The 18,066-nt window shown below is 64.0% G+C and carries 11 protein-coding genes; 4 read left to right on the top strand and 7 right to left on the bottom strand.

The genetic code is table 11. The annotated features are described in order from the left end of the window. Positions 1 to 32 precede the first annotated feature (32 nt). The 3 genes from ACX3P0_RS00090 to ACX3P0_RS00100 all read left to right on the top strand — a co-directional run bounded on the left by ACX3P0_RS00090 (position 33) and on the right by ACX3P0_RS00100 (position 3,587). On the top strand, positions 33 to 1,262 hold the full coding sequence (locus ACX3P0_RS00090) for an aromatic ring-hydroxylating oxygenase subunit alpha (protein ID WP_459085819.1): 1,230 nt from the start codon (positions 33 to 35) through the stop codon (positions 1,260 to 1,262). Positions 1,263 to 1,494: 232 nt separating this feature from the next. Next, the gene (locus ACX3P0_RS00095) at positions 1,495 to 2,220 is read left to right on the top strand and encodes a FadR/GntR family transcriptional regulator (RefSeq protein WP_459082327.1); all 726 of its coding nucleotides are present in this window, start codon (positions 1,495 to 1,497) and stop codon (positions 2,218 to 2,220) included. 188 nt (positions 2,221 to 2,408) lie between these two features. Then, positions 2,409 to 3,587, top strand: coding sequence for an MFS transporter (locus ACX3P0_RS00100; RefSeq protein WP_459086833.1), 1,179 nt, complete (start codon positions 2,409 to 2,411; stop codon positions 3,585 to 3,587). 10 nt (positions 3,588 to 3,597) lie between these two features. On the opposite strand, the gene ACX3P0_RS00105 is transcribed toward ACX3P0_RS00100, so the two are convergent. From ACX3P0_RS00105 to ACX3P0_RS00135, 7 genes are all read right to left on the bottom strand, one after another. Then, a complete protein-coding gene (locus tag ACX3P0_RS00105; protein WP_459085820.1) occupies positions 3,598 to 4,047 on the bottom strand; it encodes an RrF2 family transcriptional regulator in 450 nt (149 codons plus the stop codon). Next, positions 4,037 to 5,095, bottom strand: a complete 1,059-nt coding sequence (locus ACX3P0_RS00110; RefSeq protein ID WP_459085821.1) for a sulfate/molybdate ABC transporter ATP-binding protein — start codon at positions 5,093 to 5,095, stop codon at positions 4,037 to 4,039. The genes ACX3P0_RS00105 and ACX3P0_RS00110 overlap by 11 nt, the downstream gene beginning before the upstream one ends. Before the next feature lie 12 nt (positions 5,096 to 5,107). After that, entirely contained in the window at positions 5,108 to 5,989 is an 882-nt protein-coding gene (gene cysW, locus ACX3P0_RS00115) for a sulfate ABC transporter permease subunit CysW (protein WP_459085822.1), read from the bottom strand. After that, a complete protein-coding gene (cysT, locus tag ACX3P0_RS00120; protein WP_459085823.1) occupies positions 5,982 to 6,833 on the bottom strand; it encodes a sulfate ABC transporter permease subunit CysT in 852 nt (283 codons plus the stop codon). The genes cysW and cysT overlap by 8 nt, the downstream gene beginning before the upstream one ends. Positions 6,834 to 6,871: 38 nt before the next feature. After that, positions 6,872 to 7,936, bottom strand: a complete 1,065-nt coding sequence (locus ACX3P0_RS00125; RefSeq protein ID WP_459085824.1) for a sulfate ABC transporter substrate-binding protein — start codon at positions 7,934 to 7,936, stop codon at positions 6,872 to 6,874. A 275-nt stretch (positions 7,937 to 8,211) separates the two neighbouring features. Next, positions 8,212 to 10,287, bottom strand: a complete 2,076-nt coding sequence (pbpC, locus tag ACX3P0_RS00130; protein ID WP_459085825.1) for a penicillin-binding protein 1C — start codon at positions 10,285 to 10,287, stop codon at positions 8,212 to 8,214. Between the two features lie 67 nt (positions 10,288 to 10,354). Then, positions 10,355 to 15,832 (bottom strand): alpha-2-macroglobulin family protein, encoded by a 5,478-nt coding sequence (locus ACX3P0_RS00135; protein ID WP_459085826.1) that lies wholly within the window; start codon positions 15,830 to 15,832, stop codon positions 10,355 to 10,357. Between the two features lie 289 nt (positions 15,833 to 16,121). On the opposite strand from ACX3P0_RS00135, the gene ACX3P0_RS00140 reads away from it, so the two are divergent. Further along, positions 16,122 to 18,065 carry an autotransporter assembly complex protein TamA gene (locus tag ACX3P0_RS00140; RefSeq protein ID WP_459085827.1) on the top strand — a complete coding sequence of 648 codons (1,944 nt, stop codon included), beginning with the start codon at positions 16,122 to 16,124 and terminating at the stop codon, positions 18,063 to 18,065. Position 18,066 lies beyond the last annotated feature (1 nt).

Below are 18,066 nucleotides of genomic sequence, written 5' to 3' on the forward strand. Positions count from 1 at the left end.
CAGGTGCTATCAAGTGTGACAAGGACGTTGCCATGAGTGTAGTTCCTCTCCAGCAAGCCGCCACTGAAGCCGATGCCATCGACCGTCTGGTGGCCGAGCGCCGGCCAGGCTACGGCCTTGTGCGGGCATTCTATCACGACCCCGCCATCTTCGAATGCGACATGGAGCGAGTGTTCCGCCGCCATTGGCACTGTCTGGCGCATGAAAGCGTCATACCCAATTCCGGCGACTTCGAACTGTTCAATCTCGGCGATGAGGCGGTGATCCTGACGCGCGCCCAGGACGGCGCGGTGCATGCCATGCTGAACGTGTGCCGCCATCGAGGCGCGGAAGTCTGCACCAAGCAGAAGGGCAACGCGAAGATGTTCGTGTGCCCTTACCATGCCTGGAGCTATTCGAACGACGGTTCCTTGCGCGCCGCGCGGCTGATGCCGAAGGATTTCGACCGCTCCGAGCACGGCTTGAAGAAGCTGCATGTGCGTGTCGCATCCGGCCTGGTGTTCATCTCGTTTGCCGAAACACCGCTCGATTTCGATCCGATTGAGCAATCCTTGCGCACCAGCGCCGGCCAATATGGCTGGGGCGAAGCCAAGGTCGCGCATCGGGAGATGTATGCCTTCGACGCCAACTGGAAGCTGGCCGTCGAGAATTATGTCGAATGCTATCATTGCGGTCCGGCGCACCCCGAATATTCGCAGACGCATGCGCTGGAAAAGCCGAAGGAGATGATCGAGCAGCTCAACGCGGCGATGGAAGAGCGCACCTGCGCGCTCGGCGTCAGCATCGCCAGCGGCAATCGCTGGCAGAATTCCGCCGGGGGCCAGGAGGCCATCGATACGTTCCGCTATGCGCTTTATGACGGCGTCGAAAGCGGCAGCGAGGACGGTACGCTGCTGGCGCCGCTGATGGGCCGCTTCACGCAATCGGACGGCGGCGTCACCTCCATCCATCTGGGCGGGACGACGTTCCTCGTCTGCTACCCCGATCATGGCATGATCTACCGCTTCATCCCCAAGGGGGCGAACAGTTGCGAAATGGAACTGATCTGGCTGGTCAAGGGCGATGCCGTCGAAGGCCAGGACTACGATCTCGAGAAGCTCACCTGGCTCTGGAAGGTCACCACGGCGGAAGACAAAAAGATCATCGAGCATACGGCGCGTGGCGTGCGCTCGCATTATTTCGTGCCCGGTCCGATCGCGCCGATGGAGTATAACGAACTGCGCTATATCGATTGGTATCTTGAAGAGATAACCCGGGCCTGAGAGACCGTTTGGAAATTCTACCCTGCCGGTGATCTGGCGCGGTTTACTGCGCTTCCGGTGCTCACGTACTGATGTACGCTCCGCTCGTCGCCGATGGCGACCCCGAAAGCCACGCCATATGCCTCGGCAGGGCGAATTATCGAACGGTCTCTGAGTGTGCGCAACGGCCCTTTGGGGTCGCTTTCGACGACGCGGGCATGTAGCGTCGCCGACGTGCAGACGAAGGGGCAGCATGTCAGACGGAAAACCCAGAAAAGTCAGATCGCGCGATGTCGGGTCGAGCGTGCATGCCTCGGTCGCCAACGAGATCGGCTTGCGCATCGTGCGCGGCGACTATCCGCCCGGCAGCGTCCTGCCGAACGAGGCGCAATGGTCGCAGATCTTCAATGTCAGCCGCTCGGCGGTGCGCGAGGCGATCAAGATGCTGATGGCCAAAAGCCTTTTGGTGTCGCGCCCCAAGATCGGCAGCCGGGTGGAACCCAGGGAGCGCTGGAACCTGCTCGATCGCGACGTGCTCGCCTGGTACGCGACCTCTCCCGACCGCGAGGCCTTTTTGCGGACGGTGCAGGAATTCCGCCACCTCATCGAACCGGAGGCGACCGCTTTCGCGGCGCTGCGCCGTACCGACGAGCAGATGGAAGAGATCAGCCGGGCCTGCCGGGAAATGGGGGCGGCTGTCACGCTGGAGGACCGCACCCGCGCCGACACGCGCTTTCACCTTGCCATCCTGCGCGCTGCCGGCAACGATCTTCTGGTGCCGCTCGGCGTGCTGATCGAATCGGCGTTCGATCATCTGTTCCGCTACGTGACGCGTGAAGGCGACGATCTCCAACATGCGCAGGTACTGCACGAGACGATCGAGAAAAGCATCCGCACGAAAAAGCCGGAGGCCGCACGCCGCGCGGTGCGTAAGCTTCTGGCCAATACGGACGCGATCATAGGCCGCTCGCCCGGCTGAGCTAGACTGGCGTCTTTTCGAGGCCGTGCGCTTCCTGTGGTTCCATAGGCGACGGGCACTGGCGCTGACCAAGCCGCGGCGAGCTTGTAAGGTTGCACCTTGCGAGGGATGGGATCGCGAGGAGTACGCCCTTGAGGCTGAGCACGCCAATTGGCACCTACGCCGATATTGACGGCGCCTATGCCTGGATGCGCCTCGCCATCAGCGTGCTGCTCGGCACGCTGGGCGGCGTCGGCATGTGGGCGGTGGTGGTGGTGATGCCCACCGTGCAGGCCGAATTCGGTATCGACCGCGCGGACGCGTCGTTGCCATACACCGCAACCATGCTCGGCTTCGCCGCCGGCAATGTCGTCATCGGACGCGCCATCGACCGGATGGGCTATTGGGTGCCGGCACTGGCCACTTCATTGGTGCTTGGCATCGGGTTCATCCTTGCCTCGTTCACGACGTCGATCCTGCAGTTTTCCCTGGTTCAGGGTCTTCTCATCGGCGTTGGAACGGCTGCGACTTTCGGCCCGTTGATTGCCGATCTCTCGCACTGGTTCGACCGCCGGCGGGGCGTCGCCGTATCCTGCGCCGCCGTTGGCAGCTACATTGCCGGCGCGCTGTGGCCGGCAATCATGCCCGGCGTGATGGCCGCCGAGGGCTGGCGCTTTACCTATGCGGCCATTGGCGTTGTCTGCATCGTGACGATGGTGCCGCTGACGCTGATGCTGCGCCGCCAGCCGCCGCGCGAAGCGCTTGCAGACAGGCAGGGCGGCCGGAAAATTCAGCCGATTTCATTGTCGCCGGCGGCGCTGCAGATCCTGCTCGTGATAGCGGGTCTTGGCTGCTGCGTGGCGATGTCGATGCCGCAGGTGCATATCGTCGCCTATTGCATGGACCTCGGTTATGGCGTGGCGCGCGGCGCGGACATGCTTTCGATCATGATGGCTGCGGGCATCGTCAGCCGTATCGGGTCCGGCTTTCTCGCCGACCGCATCGGCGGTATCAAGACGCTGCTGATCGGCTCGGTGCTGCAAGGGCTGGCGCTGCTTTTCTACATTCCGTTCGACGGACTTGCCTCGCTCTACGTCGTATCTGCGATTTTCGGATTGTCGCAGGGCGGCATCGTGCCCTGCTATGCGGTGATCGTACGTGAATACATGCCCGCCGCGGAGGCCGGGCAGCGCGTCGGCATCGTCATCATGGCGACCATCCTGGGCATGGCGATCGGCGGCTGGATGTCGGGCTGGATATACGATTTGACCGGCTCCTACGCCGCCGCGTTCCTCAACGGCATCGGCTGGAACCTCTTGAATGTCTCGGTCATGGTGTTCGTGCTTTGGTCGGCACGGCGCGCCGCCATCGCCACCGCCACTCCGTGAACGGCCCGACCTACAAATGTGAGGTTGTCTCGAGCGGGTAATCGTCGTTGTCGGCGTCGCGCAGGGCGGCGAGGCTGCGGTTGTCGAGCACTTCGGCAATCGCATGGCGAACCTCCAGCATCATGTGCCGGACCCGGCATGTGGCCTCGTCGCAATCCTCGCAGCGCTGGTATTGCGTCTGGCTGGCGCAGGGGATGGGCGCAAGCGGGCCGTCGAGAACGCGGATGACATGGCCGATCCTGATCTCCGTGGCCGGGCGCGCAAGCCGGTAGCCGCCGCCCTTGCCCTTGCGGCTTTGCACGAAGCCGGCATTGCGCAATTCGCCCAGAATGGCGTCGAGGAATTTTTTCGGAATGTGGTTGGCAACGGCAATGTCGTTGACGAACGCCAACTGACCGCCGGGAAGGCCCGAAAGGTGCACCAGGGCCTTCAGGCCGTATTTGCCTTTTTTAGTGAGCATGTGGAGCAGAACTGTCCGGGAAAACCTTCCATTTGCGCGGGCGGAACGCCACGCGGCTCTTCTGCGCGGCCGGATGGTCGACCGGCAGTTCGATTTCCACGCGCTGCCTGTGGCCGCCAACTTCCAGTTCCACGCGTCTCGTGCCTGCGACCCGGCGGCTGGCGGCGACCGTGCCGGCGATGCAGCCCGAGCAGCCGTCCAGCAATTCGACGTCGTGCGGGCGGAAGTAGAGCGTCGCCGGGCCAGAAGGTGCGCCTTGGGCCGGCAGGCCGATGGGGCGGTCCGCGACCCAGAGCTGGTCGTCCTCGACCTTGACCGGAAGCGAACTGGATTCGCCGATGAAGCCGTAGACGAAGGGCGAGTTCGGCGTGTCGTAGACTTCGTCGGCCGTGCCGACCTGCTCGATGCTGCCCTGGCTCATGACGACGACACGGTCGGCGAGTTCCAGCGCCTCCTCCTGGTCGTGCGTGACGAAGACGGTGGTGTGGCCGGTGGCGTCGTGGATTTCGCGCAGCCAGCGGCGAAGTTCGCGCCGCACCTGCGCATCGAGCGCGCCGAACGGCTCGTCGAGCAGCAGCACTTTCGGTTCGATCGCCATGGCGCGGGCCAGCGCCACGCGCTGCCGCTGCCCGCCGGAAAGCTGCGCCGGATAGCGTTTTTCGAGACCGGAGAGTTGCACCAGGTCGAGCAGTTCGGAGGAGCGGCGGCGAATTTCCTCCTTCGTTGGCCGTGTCGCGCCGGGCCTGACCTTGAGGCCGAAGCCGACATTGTCGGCGACCGTCATGTGCCGGAACAGCGCGTAATGCTGGAAGACGAAACCGACGTTGCGCTCGCGGATCGTGCGCTCCGAGGCATCATCGTCACCGAAAAAGATCTTGCCGACGGTGGGTTGCTCCAGGCCGGCGATCAGACGCAGCAGCGTGGTCTTGCCCGACCCGGACGGCCCCAGCAGCGCGATCAGTTCGCCGGACTTGATGTCGAGCGAAACGTCATGCAGGGCCGCGAACGTATCGAATTCCTTGCGCACATTGGCAACGCGGACATCCATTAAAATGACCTTTCAATGACCGCGCGTTGCGGCGATTTCGGCGCCGTAGCGCATTTCAAGCACGGTTTTCAGCGCCAGCGTCACCAGCGCCAGCCCGGCCAGCAGGGAGGCGACGGCAAAAGCGCCGGCGGCGTTGTAGTCGTTGTAGAGAATTTCGACATGCAGCGGCATGGTGTTGGTCTGGCCGCGAATGTGGCCCGAGACGACCGACACCGCGCCGAATTCGCCCATGGCGCGCGCGTTGCATAGAAGCACGCCGTAGAGCAGGCCCCATTTGATGTTGGGCAGCGTGACGTACCAGAAGGTCTGCCAGCCGTTTGCGCCGAGCGAGATCGCGGCTTCTTCGTCCTTGGTTCCCTGCTCCTGCATCAGCGGGATCAGTTCGCGCGCGACGAAGGGGAAGGTGACGAAGACGGTGGCCAAAACGATGCCGGGCACGGCGAACAGGATGGTGATGCCATGGGCCTTCAGCCACGGCCCGAGCAGGCTTTGCGCCCCGAACAGCAGCACATAGACAAGGCCGGAAATGACCGGCGAGACGGAAAAGGGCAGGTCGACCAGCGTGGTCAGGAACGCCTTGCCCTTGAATTCGAACTTGGCGATGGCCCAGGCCATGGCGACGCCGAAGACGAGGTTCAGCGGCACGGCAATGGCTGCCACGATGAGGGTGAGCCTGATGGCCGAAATCGTGTCTGGTTCGCCCAGCACGGACAAGAAGAACGCGCCGCCCTTGGCAAAGGCTTGGACGAAGACCAGCACCAGCGGCAGCATCAGGAAGATGCCGAGGAAGACGAAGGCGATGGCCATCAGCCCGTAGCGCGAAAGCCGCGTTTCGGTGATGCCGGAGGAGGTTTCCGGTTGTGGGTTGGCGGCAAAGAGAACGGGATCAGCCATAGCGCTTGCGGCTCCACGCCTGCAGGAGGTTGACGACGAGCAGCATGGCGAAAGAGATGAGCAGCATGATCGCGGCGATGGCGGTGGCGGCGGGATAGTTGAATTCTTCCAGCCGAATGACGATGAGCAGCGGCGTGATCTCCGATACGTTGGGCAGATTGCCGGCGATGAAGATGACCGAGCCGTATTCGCCGACGCCGCGCGCGAAGGCGAGCGCGAAACCGGTGAGGATGGCCGGCGCCAGGCCCGGAAACAGAACCCGCGTGATGGTCTGGAAGCGGCTGGCGCCAAGCGTCGCGGCGGCTTCCTCGACCTCCTTGTCGATCTCTTCCATGATCGGCTGCACCGTGCGAACGACAAAGGGCAGGCCGATGAAGACGAGTGCTATGACGATGCCGAGCGGCGTATAGGCGACCTTGATGCCAAGCGGGGTGAGCAGCGAACCAAGCCAGCCGTTCGGGGCATAGAGCGTGGTGAGCGCGATACCGGCCACCGCCGTCGGCAGGGCGAAGGGCAGGTCGACCATGGCGTCGATGATGCGGCGGCCGGGAAAGCTGTAGCGCACCAGCACCCAGGCGACGACGGTGCCGAAGATGACGTTGACGATGGCCGCGATCAGCGCCGTGCCGAAGCTGATCTTCAGCGAGTTCAAGGTGCGCGCGTTGGTGGCGATGGCCCAGAAATCCGCCCAGCCAAGAGCGGCCGAACGCCATACCAGCCCCGACAGGGGGATGAGGATGATGAGGGTGAGGTAGGCAAGCGAGAGGCCGAGCGTCAATCCAAAACCTGGAATGACGCTCGGCTTCCTGAACCGCCACCCCGCTGGTGCGGGAACTGTGGTCATATCGTCCCTGTTTTTATGTTGGTCCGCCTGTTTCCTGCCTATTGGGCAGGCTTGTAGACCTGGTCGAATATGCCGCCATCGCCGAAGTGATAAGGCTGGGCCTTCTTCCATCCGCCAAAAAGCGGATCGTCGATGGTGATGAGCTTGAGGTCTTTCCGCCAGGTGAGGTCGGCCGGGTCGACGAGATCGGGCTCAAAAGGCCGGTAGTGGTTCTTGGCGATGATCGTCTGGGCTTCCTTGGAGTAGAGGTAGCCCAGATAGGCCTCGGCGGCCTTGCGCGTTCCCCTGGCGTCGACATTGGCGTCGACCACCGCCACCGGCGGCTCGGCCAGGATCGACAAGGAGGGATAGACGATGTCGAAATTGTCCTGGCCGAATTCGTCCAGGGCAAGGAAGGCTTCGTTTTCCCAGGCGAGCAGCACGTCGCCCAGGCCCTTTTGCGCGAAGGTGACGGTCGAGCCGCGCGCGCCGGTGTCCAGCACCGGCACGTTGGCATAGAGCTTGCCGATGAATTCCTTGTTCTTGGCCTCGTCGCCGCCGTCATGCGCATTGGCGTAGGCCCAGGCGGCGAGATAATTCCAGCGTGCGCCGCCGGAGGTCTTCGGATTGGGCGTGATGATCTGGAGGCCGTCCTTGGTCAGGTCGTTCCAGTCGTGGATGCCCTTGGGGTTGCCCTTGCGGACAAGGAAGATGATGGTCGAGGTGTAGGGTGCTGAATTGTTTGCGAATTTCTGGCGCCAGTCGGGGGCGATCTTCTTCGATTTGTCGGCAATCGCGTTGATGTCGCTTTCGAGCGCCAGCGTCACGACATCGGCATCCAGTCCGTCGATCACGGCGCGGGCCTGCGCGCCGGAACCGCCATGCGATTGCTGGATCGTGACCGTCTCGCCGGTTTCGGCCTTCCAGTGGGCGGCGAATGCCGCGTCATAGGCCTTGTAGAGTTCGCGTGTCGGATCGTAGGACACGTTCAGGATGGTGGTGTCGGCGAACGCAAAACCGAGCGTGCCGAACTGGACGGAAGAGGCAACCAGAGCGGCAAGTAGCGTGTTGAAGCCGGGCAGAGTGTTGAACCGGGGCAGCGTCTTGAAATGAGGGTTGGTCATTTTCGGACTCCGTTGAAGACGGCATAACTCTACTGATTTGATAGAGATTAGATGCGTGCAGCCGTTGCGTTTTCACCGTCCTTTCGGCAATTTTTCCAGTGCTTCGAGGCCTTGTCGGGGAAAAATGTGCTCATGCGGAGCAGCGCGCACCCGATTTGCAGCGTAGCCGAAGCGGCGCAGCGAACCCGAGAAAGCCTTTCAAGGATATGGGAGCGTTGCCGCCGATTTCGAAGTGAAATCGCAAAAGGCCAACGGGTGGAATCGCCTACAGCGGTTTATTCAACGAACACCTTGACGCTGGCCGCGCGCCCGGCGGCATCGATGACGGTAAGCGTGGAATAGCCGGCGCCGTCCGGTTGCCAGATGGCGGTGCGGCGGCGGTCGATGCCGGCCAGCGGCTTGCCGTTGGCGAGCCAGCGGAACGGCGCGCGCCCGCCTTGCAGCTTAAGCACCAGCGGGGTCGCGCCGGCGGTCGCGGTGCCGAGATCGACATGCGCGCCTTCCGGCGGAAAGACGATGCGGGGTGCTGGTTCGGTCGGGCCGGCAGCGGTCTGCCGGTCGGTTCCAAATCGCACCTGCGTCACGGGCAGTTCATCGCGCTTCGGGTTGAACACGCCGGCGGGGCGTGACGGCAGCGCAACCGCCGCAAGGCCCGAGCGCACGAAGCCTTCGAACAGGATGGGCGCTGCCGACACATAGCCGGAAAGGCCCGGCACCGCGCCGGCATCCGGCCGTCCGACCCATACGCCCAGCACGTAGCGGCCGTCGAAGCCGACCGACCATGCGTCGCGGTAGCCGTAGGAGGTGCCGGTCTTGAAAGCGATGGTGCGCGGCAACGCGCCTTCCGGCGGCCGGACGCCCGATAAAATATTGCCAATCTGCCAATTGGCCGAAGCGTCGAGGATGGTGGCGGCGGAGGCGGTGACGGGTGTTGCCTCGGTGCCGTCGCGCAAGCCGTGCGCCTTGCCGCCATTGGCCAGCCCCGTATAGAGCTGGACCAGATCGCGCAGCGTGATGCCGACGCCGCCGAGGCCGATCGCCAGCCCCGGCGCTTCGTTGACCGGCAGGGTCGGGGTGACGCCCGATTGCCGGAACCGCGCCATCAGCCGGGCCGGGCCGACCGCGTCGAGCACCCGGATGGCCGGCACGTTGAGCGACAATTGCAGCGCCTGGCGTATCGACACGTCGCCCTGATAGGCCATGTCGAAATTCTTTGGCCGATAGCCGGAAAAATCGACCGGGCTGTCGCTGATCAGGGTTTCCTGGGCGATCAGCCCCTGCTCGAAGGCCAGCCCGTAGATGAACGGTTTCAGCGTCGAGCCGGGCGAACGCAGAATCTTTGTCATGTCTATCCAGCCGGAGCGGCTGGCGTCGAAAAAGTCGGCGGAACCCACTTCACCCAAAATGTCGCCGGTGCGGGCATCGGCCATCACCATGGCGATGGAGAGTTTGGGCCCGAGCCTTCTGGCGGCCTGCCTTGCCACCGTCTCCAGACCCTGCTGCACGCTCTTTTTGATCGTGAGCTTTGACGGCGCGCCATTGCCTACGTTGCGCAAGGCGGCATAAGCAGCATGCGGTGCCAGCGCGGGCAGGGCGCGACGCGTCTTTGGGACGACGTCGAGGGCGGCGCGCGCGGCTTCGCGCTCGCCAAGCTGGCCGCTTGAAACCATGCGCGCAAGCACCCGGTCGCGCGCGGCGTGGGCGCCTTCTCGGTTGCGGTCGGGCCGCCGTCTTTCCGGCAGTTGCGGCAGCGCCACGAGAAGGGCCGATTCCGAAACGGTCAGCCGCTTCGGCTCCTCGCCGAAATAGGCGAGCGAGGCGGCGCGCACGCCTTCCAGATTGCCGCCATAGGGCGCGAGCGTCAGGTAGCGTTCGAGGATTTCGCGCTTGGAAAGCCGTCGCTCGATCTGGAGCGCGCGCAGCATCTGCTTGATCTTGGAGGCGACGCTGCGGCTGGCGCGTGGCTCGATCAGCCGAGCCAGTTGCATCGACAGCGTCGAGCCGCCGGAAACGATGCGGAAGCTGGTGGCGAGCTGGATGGCCGCGCGGCCAAGCGCCAGCACGTCGATGCCGCGATGGTCCCAGAAGCGCTTGTCTTCATAGGCGACGAGCATGTCGATGAAGCCCTTGTCGACCTGATCGAGGCCGGTCTTCAGCCGCCAGTAGCCGTCCGGCGTGGTGAAGGCGCGCAGGAGTTCGCCGTCGCGGTCGAGCACTTCAGCGGAGACGAGGGGTTTATCGGGTAAAGGAGGCGGGAAGGCGCGGTCGAGTTGGAGGAGAGCGAGGATTGCGAGCGCGAAGCAGGCGGCGGTTGCTGCGATGCCCATGGCGAATTTGCGAAGGTGGGTCATCGACCTGCCTTACAATTAGGGAGAGGTAGGCGCTTGGCCTGGGTAATGAAGCGCATGGTCCTTGCCCCTACGGCTCCTTCACCTCCATCATGCCAGTAGAAGTGCGGGCCGAAAATTGCGGACGGTACATGTCCTCGACCACCGCTGCCGGATGCGCGTAGACGCCGGGCGTCACCGCGCGCACGACATAGGCCAGCATGATCGAACGGTTGCTGCCGCTGCCATTTGGATCGAAGGCCGCCACGAAACGGTCGTTGCGGAATTCGAGATGCGCCGTCTCGGTTTGCGCCAGCCATGAGAAATTCGACAGTTGCGCGCTGGAAACCAGGCTTGGATTGTCGATCTCGAAGCCGGCCGGCAACAGGTCGGTGACCAGCAGGCGCGACGGCCAACTATTCAATTCATCGACCTTGAGCACGACCACGTAGCGCTCGTTCTGGGTGGCTTCGGTGACGTTGGCCTCGTTGCCGTCGAGCGTGTAGTAGGTGCGCGCGATGGTAAAGCCGTCGCCGCCGGCCGGTAGCGGCTGCGCGGGTGCGGCAATCGTGGTGACGACCGCCTGCAGGGCGGTCTTGCCGGTATTGGCGATGGTCAGCGGGCTTTCGACCAGATCGCTGCCGGCGATCTCGCTCGAATAGGCGCCGCTATGCGGCGCGCCGTTGACGGTCAGCGCGATCGAATCATTGCCCGATTTCAACGCGCGCGCCGCCAGAAGCATCCAGGCTTCGTCCTGCGTGCTGGTCCAGCGCTTTTGCGCGCGCTCCTTGGTGACCAGCTTGACCAGTTGGGGAACGATGGCCGGCACCGGCCTGGTTTCGGCGGCCAGCGACAGCATGGCTGCGCCATCGCGCAATGCCGAGCCGTAGTCGGAGCGATACCAGTCATAGTCGGTCGATGCCTGCGCCAGCCGCAGCGCTGCATTGAAAGTCGATTCCGAGCGCTGGGTGTCGCCGTAAAGCGCAAGCGCCGCGCCCAGTTGCGCCACCGCCATCGGGCTCGAAAAATCTTCAAGCTTGGTATCGGCATAGTAGCGCAGATCGCCGATGGAGGCTTTCTTGTTGCGGGCCAGCACATAGAGCGCGTAGGCGATGGCGCTGCCGCGGCTCTTGACGTCCTGATCGTAGCCGAGTGCGTTCTGGAGATTGGCGAGCGACCGGTTCATGGCGCTTTCGGGCACGTCGTATTTCTGTTCGCGTGCCCGCGTCATGAAGTCGGCGACGTAGGAGTCCAGCCACAGATCGCCTTCGCCCGGTCCCCACATGCCAAAACTGCCGCTGGAGCCCTGGTTGTTCAGCACCTTGTAGATGGCGTCCTGAATGCGCTTGGCGACGTCGGCATCCTCGGCCATGCCTACGCCGGCCGCCATTTCGTTGAGGTAAAGCAGCGGCAAGGCGCGGCTGGTCGTCTGCTCCGAGCAGCCATAGGGATAACGGTCGAGCGTCATCAAGAGCGAAGGCACGTCGAAGGCGGCGGCCTGCGAAACACCGACGCTGACGGAAGCGCCGTCGAGCAGGCTTGCCGCCAGCAGTTCCCTGTCGATGCGCAGCGCGCCGCCATTGGGCTTCAGGTCGACGATCATGCGCGTGGTGACCGGCAGTTGCGCCGGCCGGATCGGCAGAACTAGCGTCTGCTCGACGCTGGTGCCGCTATCGTTGGCGAGCCTGACGGTGATCGAGGCGTCGCCCGCCGTGACCGCGATCAGCGGCACGGTGATGGATTGGCGCTTGCCGCCGGCCAGCGACAGCTTTGCCGGGACGCCGTCGTCGCCGATGGAAAGGCCGCCGGTCGAGTCGATTGCGAGCGCGTAGTCGCCGTCCGGTCCATCCGTATTGGCGACATCGAGCCGCATGGTGGCGGCATCGCCGGGAGCCAGGAAGCGCGGCAAGCCGGTGGTGATGACGACGGGATCGCGCACGATCACGTCGGACACGGCGTGACCGACCGCATCCCTGGTCCAGGCGACGGCCATTAAGCGAACTGTGCCGTTGAATTGCGGGATGTCGAAATCGACAATCGCCTTGCCCTCGGCGTCGAGTTCCACCACGCCGGAGAAGAAGGCGACCAGCTTTTCGGTCGGCGGCTCGCCCTGCGCCTGCATGTTGGCGCCGTCGCCGCCGGTGCGCAGCTTGCCGGTGGTGCCGAGCGATCCGTCGATCAAAAGGCCGTAGAGGTCGCGCAATTCAAGCCCCAGCATGCGCTGGCCGAAGAACCAGTTTTCCGGGTCGGGAGCCTTGTAGTTGGTGAGGTTGAGGATGCCGACATCGACGGCCGCGACCGTCACATAGGCCTGCGTGCCCGGCTGGACGCCGGCGACCGCGACCGGAACGGACAGGGTCTGCCTCGGCACTGTCTTTTCCGGCGGCGAAAGCGTTACCGCCAGTTTCTTGTCGGCCGGATCGACCTTCAGCCATTTGACGCCGATGGCGCGCGTCGGCATGCGCGATTCCTGCGCGTCGCCCGGCCGGTAGAGCGTGGCGGTGACATAAGCGCCGGCACCCCAGTCCTCGCCCACCGGCACGTCGATGGTCGCGCCGCCTTCGGGGACGGTGGCGGTTATGGTCTTCAGCAGCTTGTCGGCGCCGATGGCGACCAGCAGTTCGCCGGAAAAATGCGGCGATATTTTCAGCTTGGCGACGTCGCCGGCCGTGTAGCTGTCCTTGTCGAGTGCGATTTCCAGTCCGTCCGGCGTTTCGGTCGAGGAGGCGCTGACATACCAGCCGGCGTCGAACTCATAGCTGGTGGCGGGACCTTCGGGGTCGGCCGTTTCGACTTCCAGCCGGTAGCGGCCCCAGTCGACCGGCAGCGACACCGTTGCATCGCCATCAGCGCCGATATCTATCGCGCCGTTGGCCGCGGCCTTGGTGAACTCCACCGCCTCGTAGCGCCAGGAACCGCCGCTGCGATACCATTGATAATTGCGCTCGACCTTGACCAGCGACCAGTTCGTGCCCTTCAGCGCCTCGCGGTCGCCATTCTGGTCGACGGCGATCAGGCTGAATTTGGCGGTGCCGCCCTGCGGGACTTCATCGCCGGAAAAATCCGGGCGGATACCGATCATCTGGCCTTGCGGGCGGATGCCGATGTCGAGCGAGCGTTCGACGGCGCGACCACCGCTCTCGCGCATGCGCACCGTCACTTTGGCGTTGACCAGCTTGGTCGTTGCCGGAAGCTGGTCGACGGAAACCGGGAAGTTCGCCTTGCCGTCGTCGCCGACCACCGGCAGGTCGGCAAAGGGCGTCACCGTTGCTTCCGCCGCCTGTTCGTCGGCGAGGCCGAAGGCAAAGCCCTTGTAGCGGGCCCAGTCGCGCGTGGTGGACAGCGTCAGTTCGCCTTCCAGCGCCAGCCCGGCAGCGGGCGCGCCATAGAGAAAGCGGCCGTCGACGGTGACGTTGGCCGTCTCGCCCTGCGCCATTTCCTTTTTATCCGAGGTGAGGTCGAACTCGATGCGGTCCGGCACGAAATCGTCCACCAGGAACATCTGGCTGGCGACGGCAGGCTGCTTGGGATCGGTATAGAGCGCTACTGTCCAGGTGCCGCGCATGGCGTTGGCGGCGAGCGGCAGGTCGACGGCGTGGCCGCCGGCGGAGACGCCGTCGCTGACGATGCGGCGGTCCTCGACCCCGTCGGGCCGGGTGAAGATGAAGGTCAGCGGCAATTTTTCGACGGCCGTTGCCGATGCGTCGCGGGCAAGGGCTGCGACATGCACGGTCTCGCCGACGCGGTAGATGCCGCGCTCGGTCCACGCATAGACGTCGAGCGCGCCGGGTGCGGCGCGGCCTTCGACGCCACGGTCGGACAGGTCGAAGCCGGCACGGCTCATGTCGAGGAAGACGAAATCCTGATCGCCCTGCTTGGCCATCAGCACAGCCGGAACCTGCCCGCCTTCGCCCCGCGTCAGGCCGGGATTGAAGGTGACGCGGCCGTCAGCGTCGGTCGTCGCGGTGCCGAGGATTTCATTGTTCTTGGCCAGCAGCGTCAGTTCCGCGCCGGTAATCGGCTTGGCTGTGGAAAGCGAGCGGGCGAAGACATTGAGGCCGTCCTGGCCGGTATAGGTGGTGAGGCCGATATCGGAGACGACGAACCATTGCGTGGCGCGCGAATCGTAGTTCTCGCTGCGGTCGTTCAGCGGCTGCGCGGTCAGCACGTAGACGCCGGGCTTGCGCTGCGGCAGCGCTTCGTCCACGGGAAACGAGGTGGTGACTTCCTTGTTGAGTTCGCCGGCAATGTCCAGCTGGCCTTCCCAGACCGGCGCGCCCATCTGGCTGGAAATCGAGTCCATATCGTAGCCGTCGAGCTGGCGCAGGAACTGGTAGCCGGACAGAAGCTGGGCGAGGGCGCGGTCGCCGATGCGGAACAGCTTCATCCGGGCGGCGTTCATGTTGACGCTGACGAGCGGGATGCCACGGCGCGCGCCGGCCGGCAAAACGAAACTGTCGCCAGTGAAGCGAGCGGAAGGAGCGCGGTCCTGCACGTAGATCGACAGCACCGTGGGCGCGGCGATGACCTCGCCGATGGCCGCCGGCAGGCCGGCGCGGAAGGCGACGTCGTAGTGGTGCCCATGTTCGAGGCCCTCGACACAGATCTGCTTGTCCTTGGCTTCGATGCCCTTGGGGGCCGCGCCGTCGACGGTGACGAACTGAGCATAGTCGATGCCGGTCTTGACCAGCTCCTCGGAGAATTGCGCGCAGATGCGCGGCGCGCTGGTGTCGGCATCGACCGAATGATCGACGATGCGGAAGCCTTTGCGCGCCTTGAGGTCGTTATAGGCGGCGAGCACGGCCTGCGAACCGACGAGCGACAGGCTTGCTTCATAGGCTTGCAGCGCCGGCCGGTAGAGGTCGCGCCTGTCCAGTCCTTGCGCCAGAACCGCAAGCGCATCGGCGCGGGTGGCGGTGGTGCGCAGCAGTCCGTAGGCGTTGAAGGCGGCCGAGGTGGCGTTCGCGGCGAGCGTGGAGGAATCGGAACTGTTCGCGGGCGCAACGGCCAGCGTTTCGCGCGCCAGTTCCAGCCAGACCATGCCGTCTGCCGGCATGACGGAGGCTGCCGCCTCGTATTTCTGCATGGCGGTGCGGTGATCGCCGGTAAGCGCTGCCTGCTCGGCGGCGTCACGCAAGGCGCTCAGGCCGTCCAGGGGCTTGTCGTAGCCGGGGCCGGTCAGGGTGTTGCGGTATTGCCCCGCCTGGTCGGCCATCCAGGCGGGGAAGAAGGAAAGCGCCGGCGGCGCGCCGATGTCGGGGTCCGTGTCCAGCGAAACCACCTTGCCGGCGGTAGCGCCGTTGAAGGGTTTAAGGCCGTTGAAATCGGACTTGAGGAAGCACCATTTCGCCTTGTTGTTATAGGTGAAGGCGCGGCAGGAAGTGTCGCCGAGGCACTCGGTCTTGCACTGGTCGAGGGTAACGTTTTGCGAGGATCGGAGATCAAAACCGAAATAGTCGGAGTTTTCCGTGGTGACGACGCGCCGGACTTCGGCGGCCTGGGCGATCCCCGCAAAGCCTACCAGCAGCAGGGCAAGAACCGAGAACCAACGAGCCGCACGCATTGCCATGATACCCCTCCAGTCGTTGCCGATCCATGTTCAGGCTTCAGCCGCGCTTGTCAATATAACCGCGCTTGTCAACACAGGCGGGCTGGCGCAGCCGGCATGCCCGCACTTTCCTTTACGGCCGTTGGCCGCTACGGCTACCCTGCCTCAAGGGATGGGTCACGTTTTCTTGCAGGCCTGCAAGAATGTGTGAGTTTCAACCCCCGGCACTTTAGGACAATTGGAATGCGGCTCCTTTACGGGCAGTTCAGACTTTCATTTCAATTTTAGGTTTTGCCGTTAGGGTCTGGCAATGCAAACGAGAAGCAGACGGGCAAAGCGAGGCGCGGTGCACCACCGCCCGCTTTCGCGTGCTCTGTTTTGCGCGCTGCTGGGCTCTACTTTCATCCTGGCCGATAGCCGGCCAAGCGCGGCCTTCGAACTGTTTGGCTTAAAACTGTGGGATTCGGCCTCCGACAAGGAAGATGCCGAAATCGTCGATCCGCTGCGCTATTCGGTTACCGTCGATGCGCCGGGCGCGGACAAGGATCTGCAAAAGGCGCTTGAAAACGCCTCTGCCTTGAAGAACGACGAGGAACGCCCGGTCGCCGGATCGCTCGGATTGATGACCAAGGCGAGAGGCGACCGCGAACAACTGGTCGCCGCCCTTTATGCCAATGCGTATTACGAAGGCGTCGTCGATATCGCCATCGCCGGCAGGAAGCTGGAGGATTTGCCGCCGGACGCCGAATTTTCCGGGTCCCAGCCTGTTCCAGTCAGCATCACCGTCCAGCCGGGGCCGAAATTCACGCTGGGCAATATCCACCTCGAGGGCGATGCCGCCGGGCTTATGGGAGCCGATTACGGCCTGATTTCCGGTGGCGATGCGAGTTCGGGCGCCGTGCTCAAGGCCGAGGCCAGGATCGTGCGGGCGTTGAAGGAAGAGGGCAGGCCGCTTGCCCAGGTGACGGGCCGCGAGATTGTCGCCGACCACGCGACCTCGACGCTGGACGTAACCATGGCGGTTTCAGCCGGGCCGGTCGCCGGTTATGGCGAAACCACGGTGGAGGGGACGGAAGCCGTCGACCGCGACTTCACCGCCTACATGACCGGCTTGAAGCCCGGCCGCCAATATTCGCCCAAGGAGATCGACGAGGCGCGCGACCGCCTGCTCGGACTGGAGGTTTTCAACAGCGTCACGCTGAAGGAAGCCGATAGACTGGACGCGGCCGGCAACATCCCGATCGGCGTGCAGGTAAGCGAACGCAAATTCCGCTATCTCGGCATCGGGGGTACGGTGTCCAACACCGAAGGGCTCGGCGTCGAAGGCTATTGGGGCCATCGCAATTTGTTCGGCCACGCCGAAAAGCTGCGCATCGACGGTTCGATCAGCGGTATCGGCTCCAACGACATCGGCCAGCTCAACTACAATGCCGGCATCATGTTCGAGAAGCCGGGCGTGATCGGTCCGGCCTCGAAATTCTTCGCCGATCTCAAGACCGTCTATGAGCACCCGGATGCCTATGACCGGTTTTCGACCAAGGGCGGCTTTGGCGTTTCCTACGAGCTTACGTCCAAGCAGCAAGTGTCGGCGGAACTGTCGCTGGACTATTCGAAAATCACCGACAGTTTCGGCAAGCACACCTATCTGATCGCTTCTATCCCGCTGCAATATGTCTTCGACAACCGCGACAACAAGCTGAATCCGACCAAGGGGTTCAGGGCATTGGCTTATGTGGAGCCGAGCTATGATTTGCTCAACGGCGCGACCTTCGTAAAACTGAAGGCTGAAGGCTCGGCCTATCAGGCGCTCGACAGTGCCGGCACCTTCATCGCGGCCGGACGCGTGGCGCTTGGCTCGATCGTTGGCGCGGACTTGCAGGACGTGCCGGCCGACCGGCGCTTTTATGCAGGCGGCGGCGGTTCGGTGCGCGGCTATTCCTACCAGGGCATCGGCCCGAAGGTCCACGGCGGACCAAGTGACGGCCAGCCCATTGGCGGGCTTTCCTGGTTCGAAACCTCGGTCGAGATGCGCTATCAGGTCACCGACACGATCGGCATCGTACCCTTCGTGGACGCAGGATCCGTGTCGGTGGAACAGTTCCCGGATTTCAAGGATGTGAAGGTCGGCGCCGGCATCGGCCTGCGCTACATAACGCCGTTCGGGCCGTTGCGCGTGGATGCGGCGGTGCCGCTCAACCGCGATGAAAGCGACCCGCGCTTCGGCATCTATGCCGGCATCGGCCAGGCCTTCTGAT

The organism is Mesorhizobium sp. A556 (genome assembly GCF_054489545.1).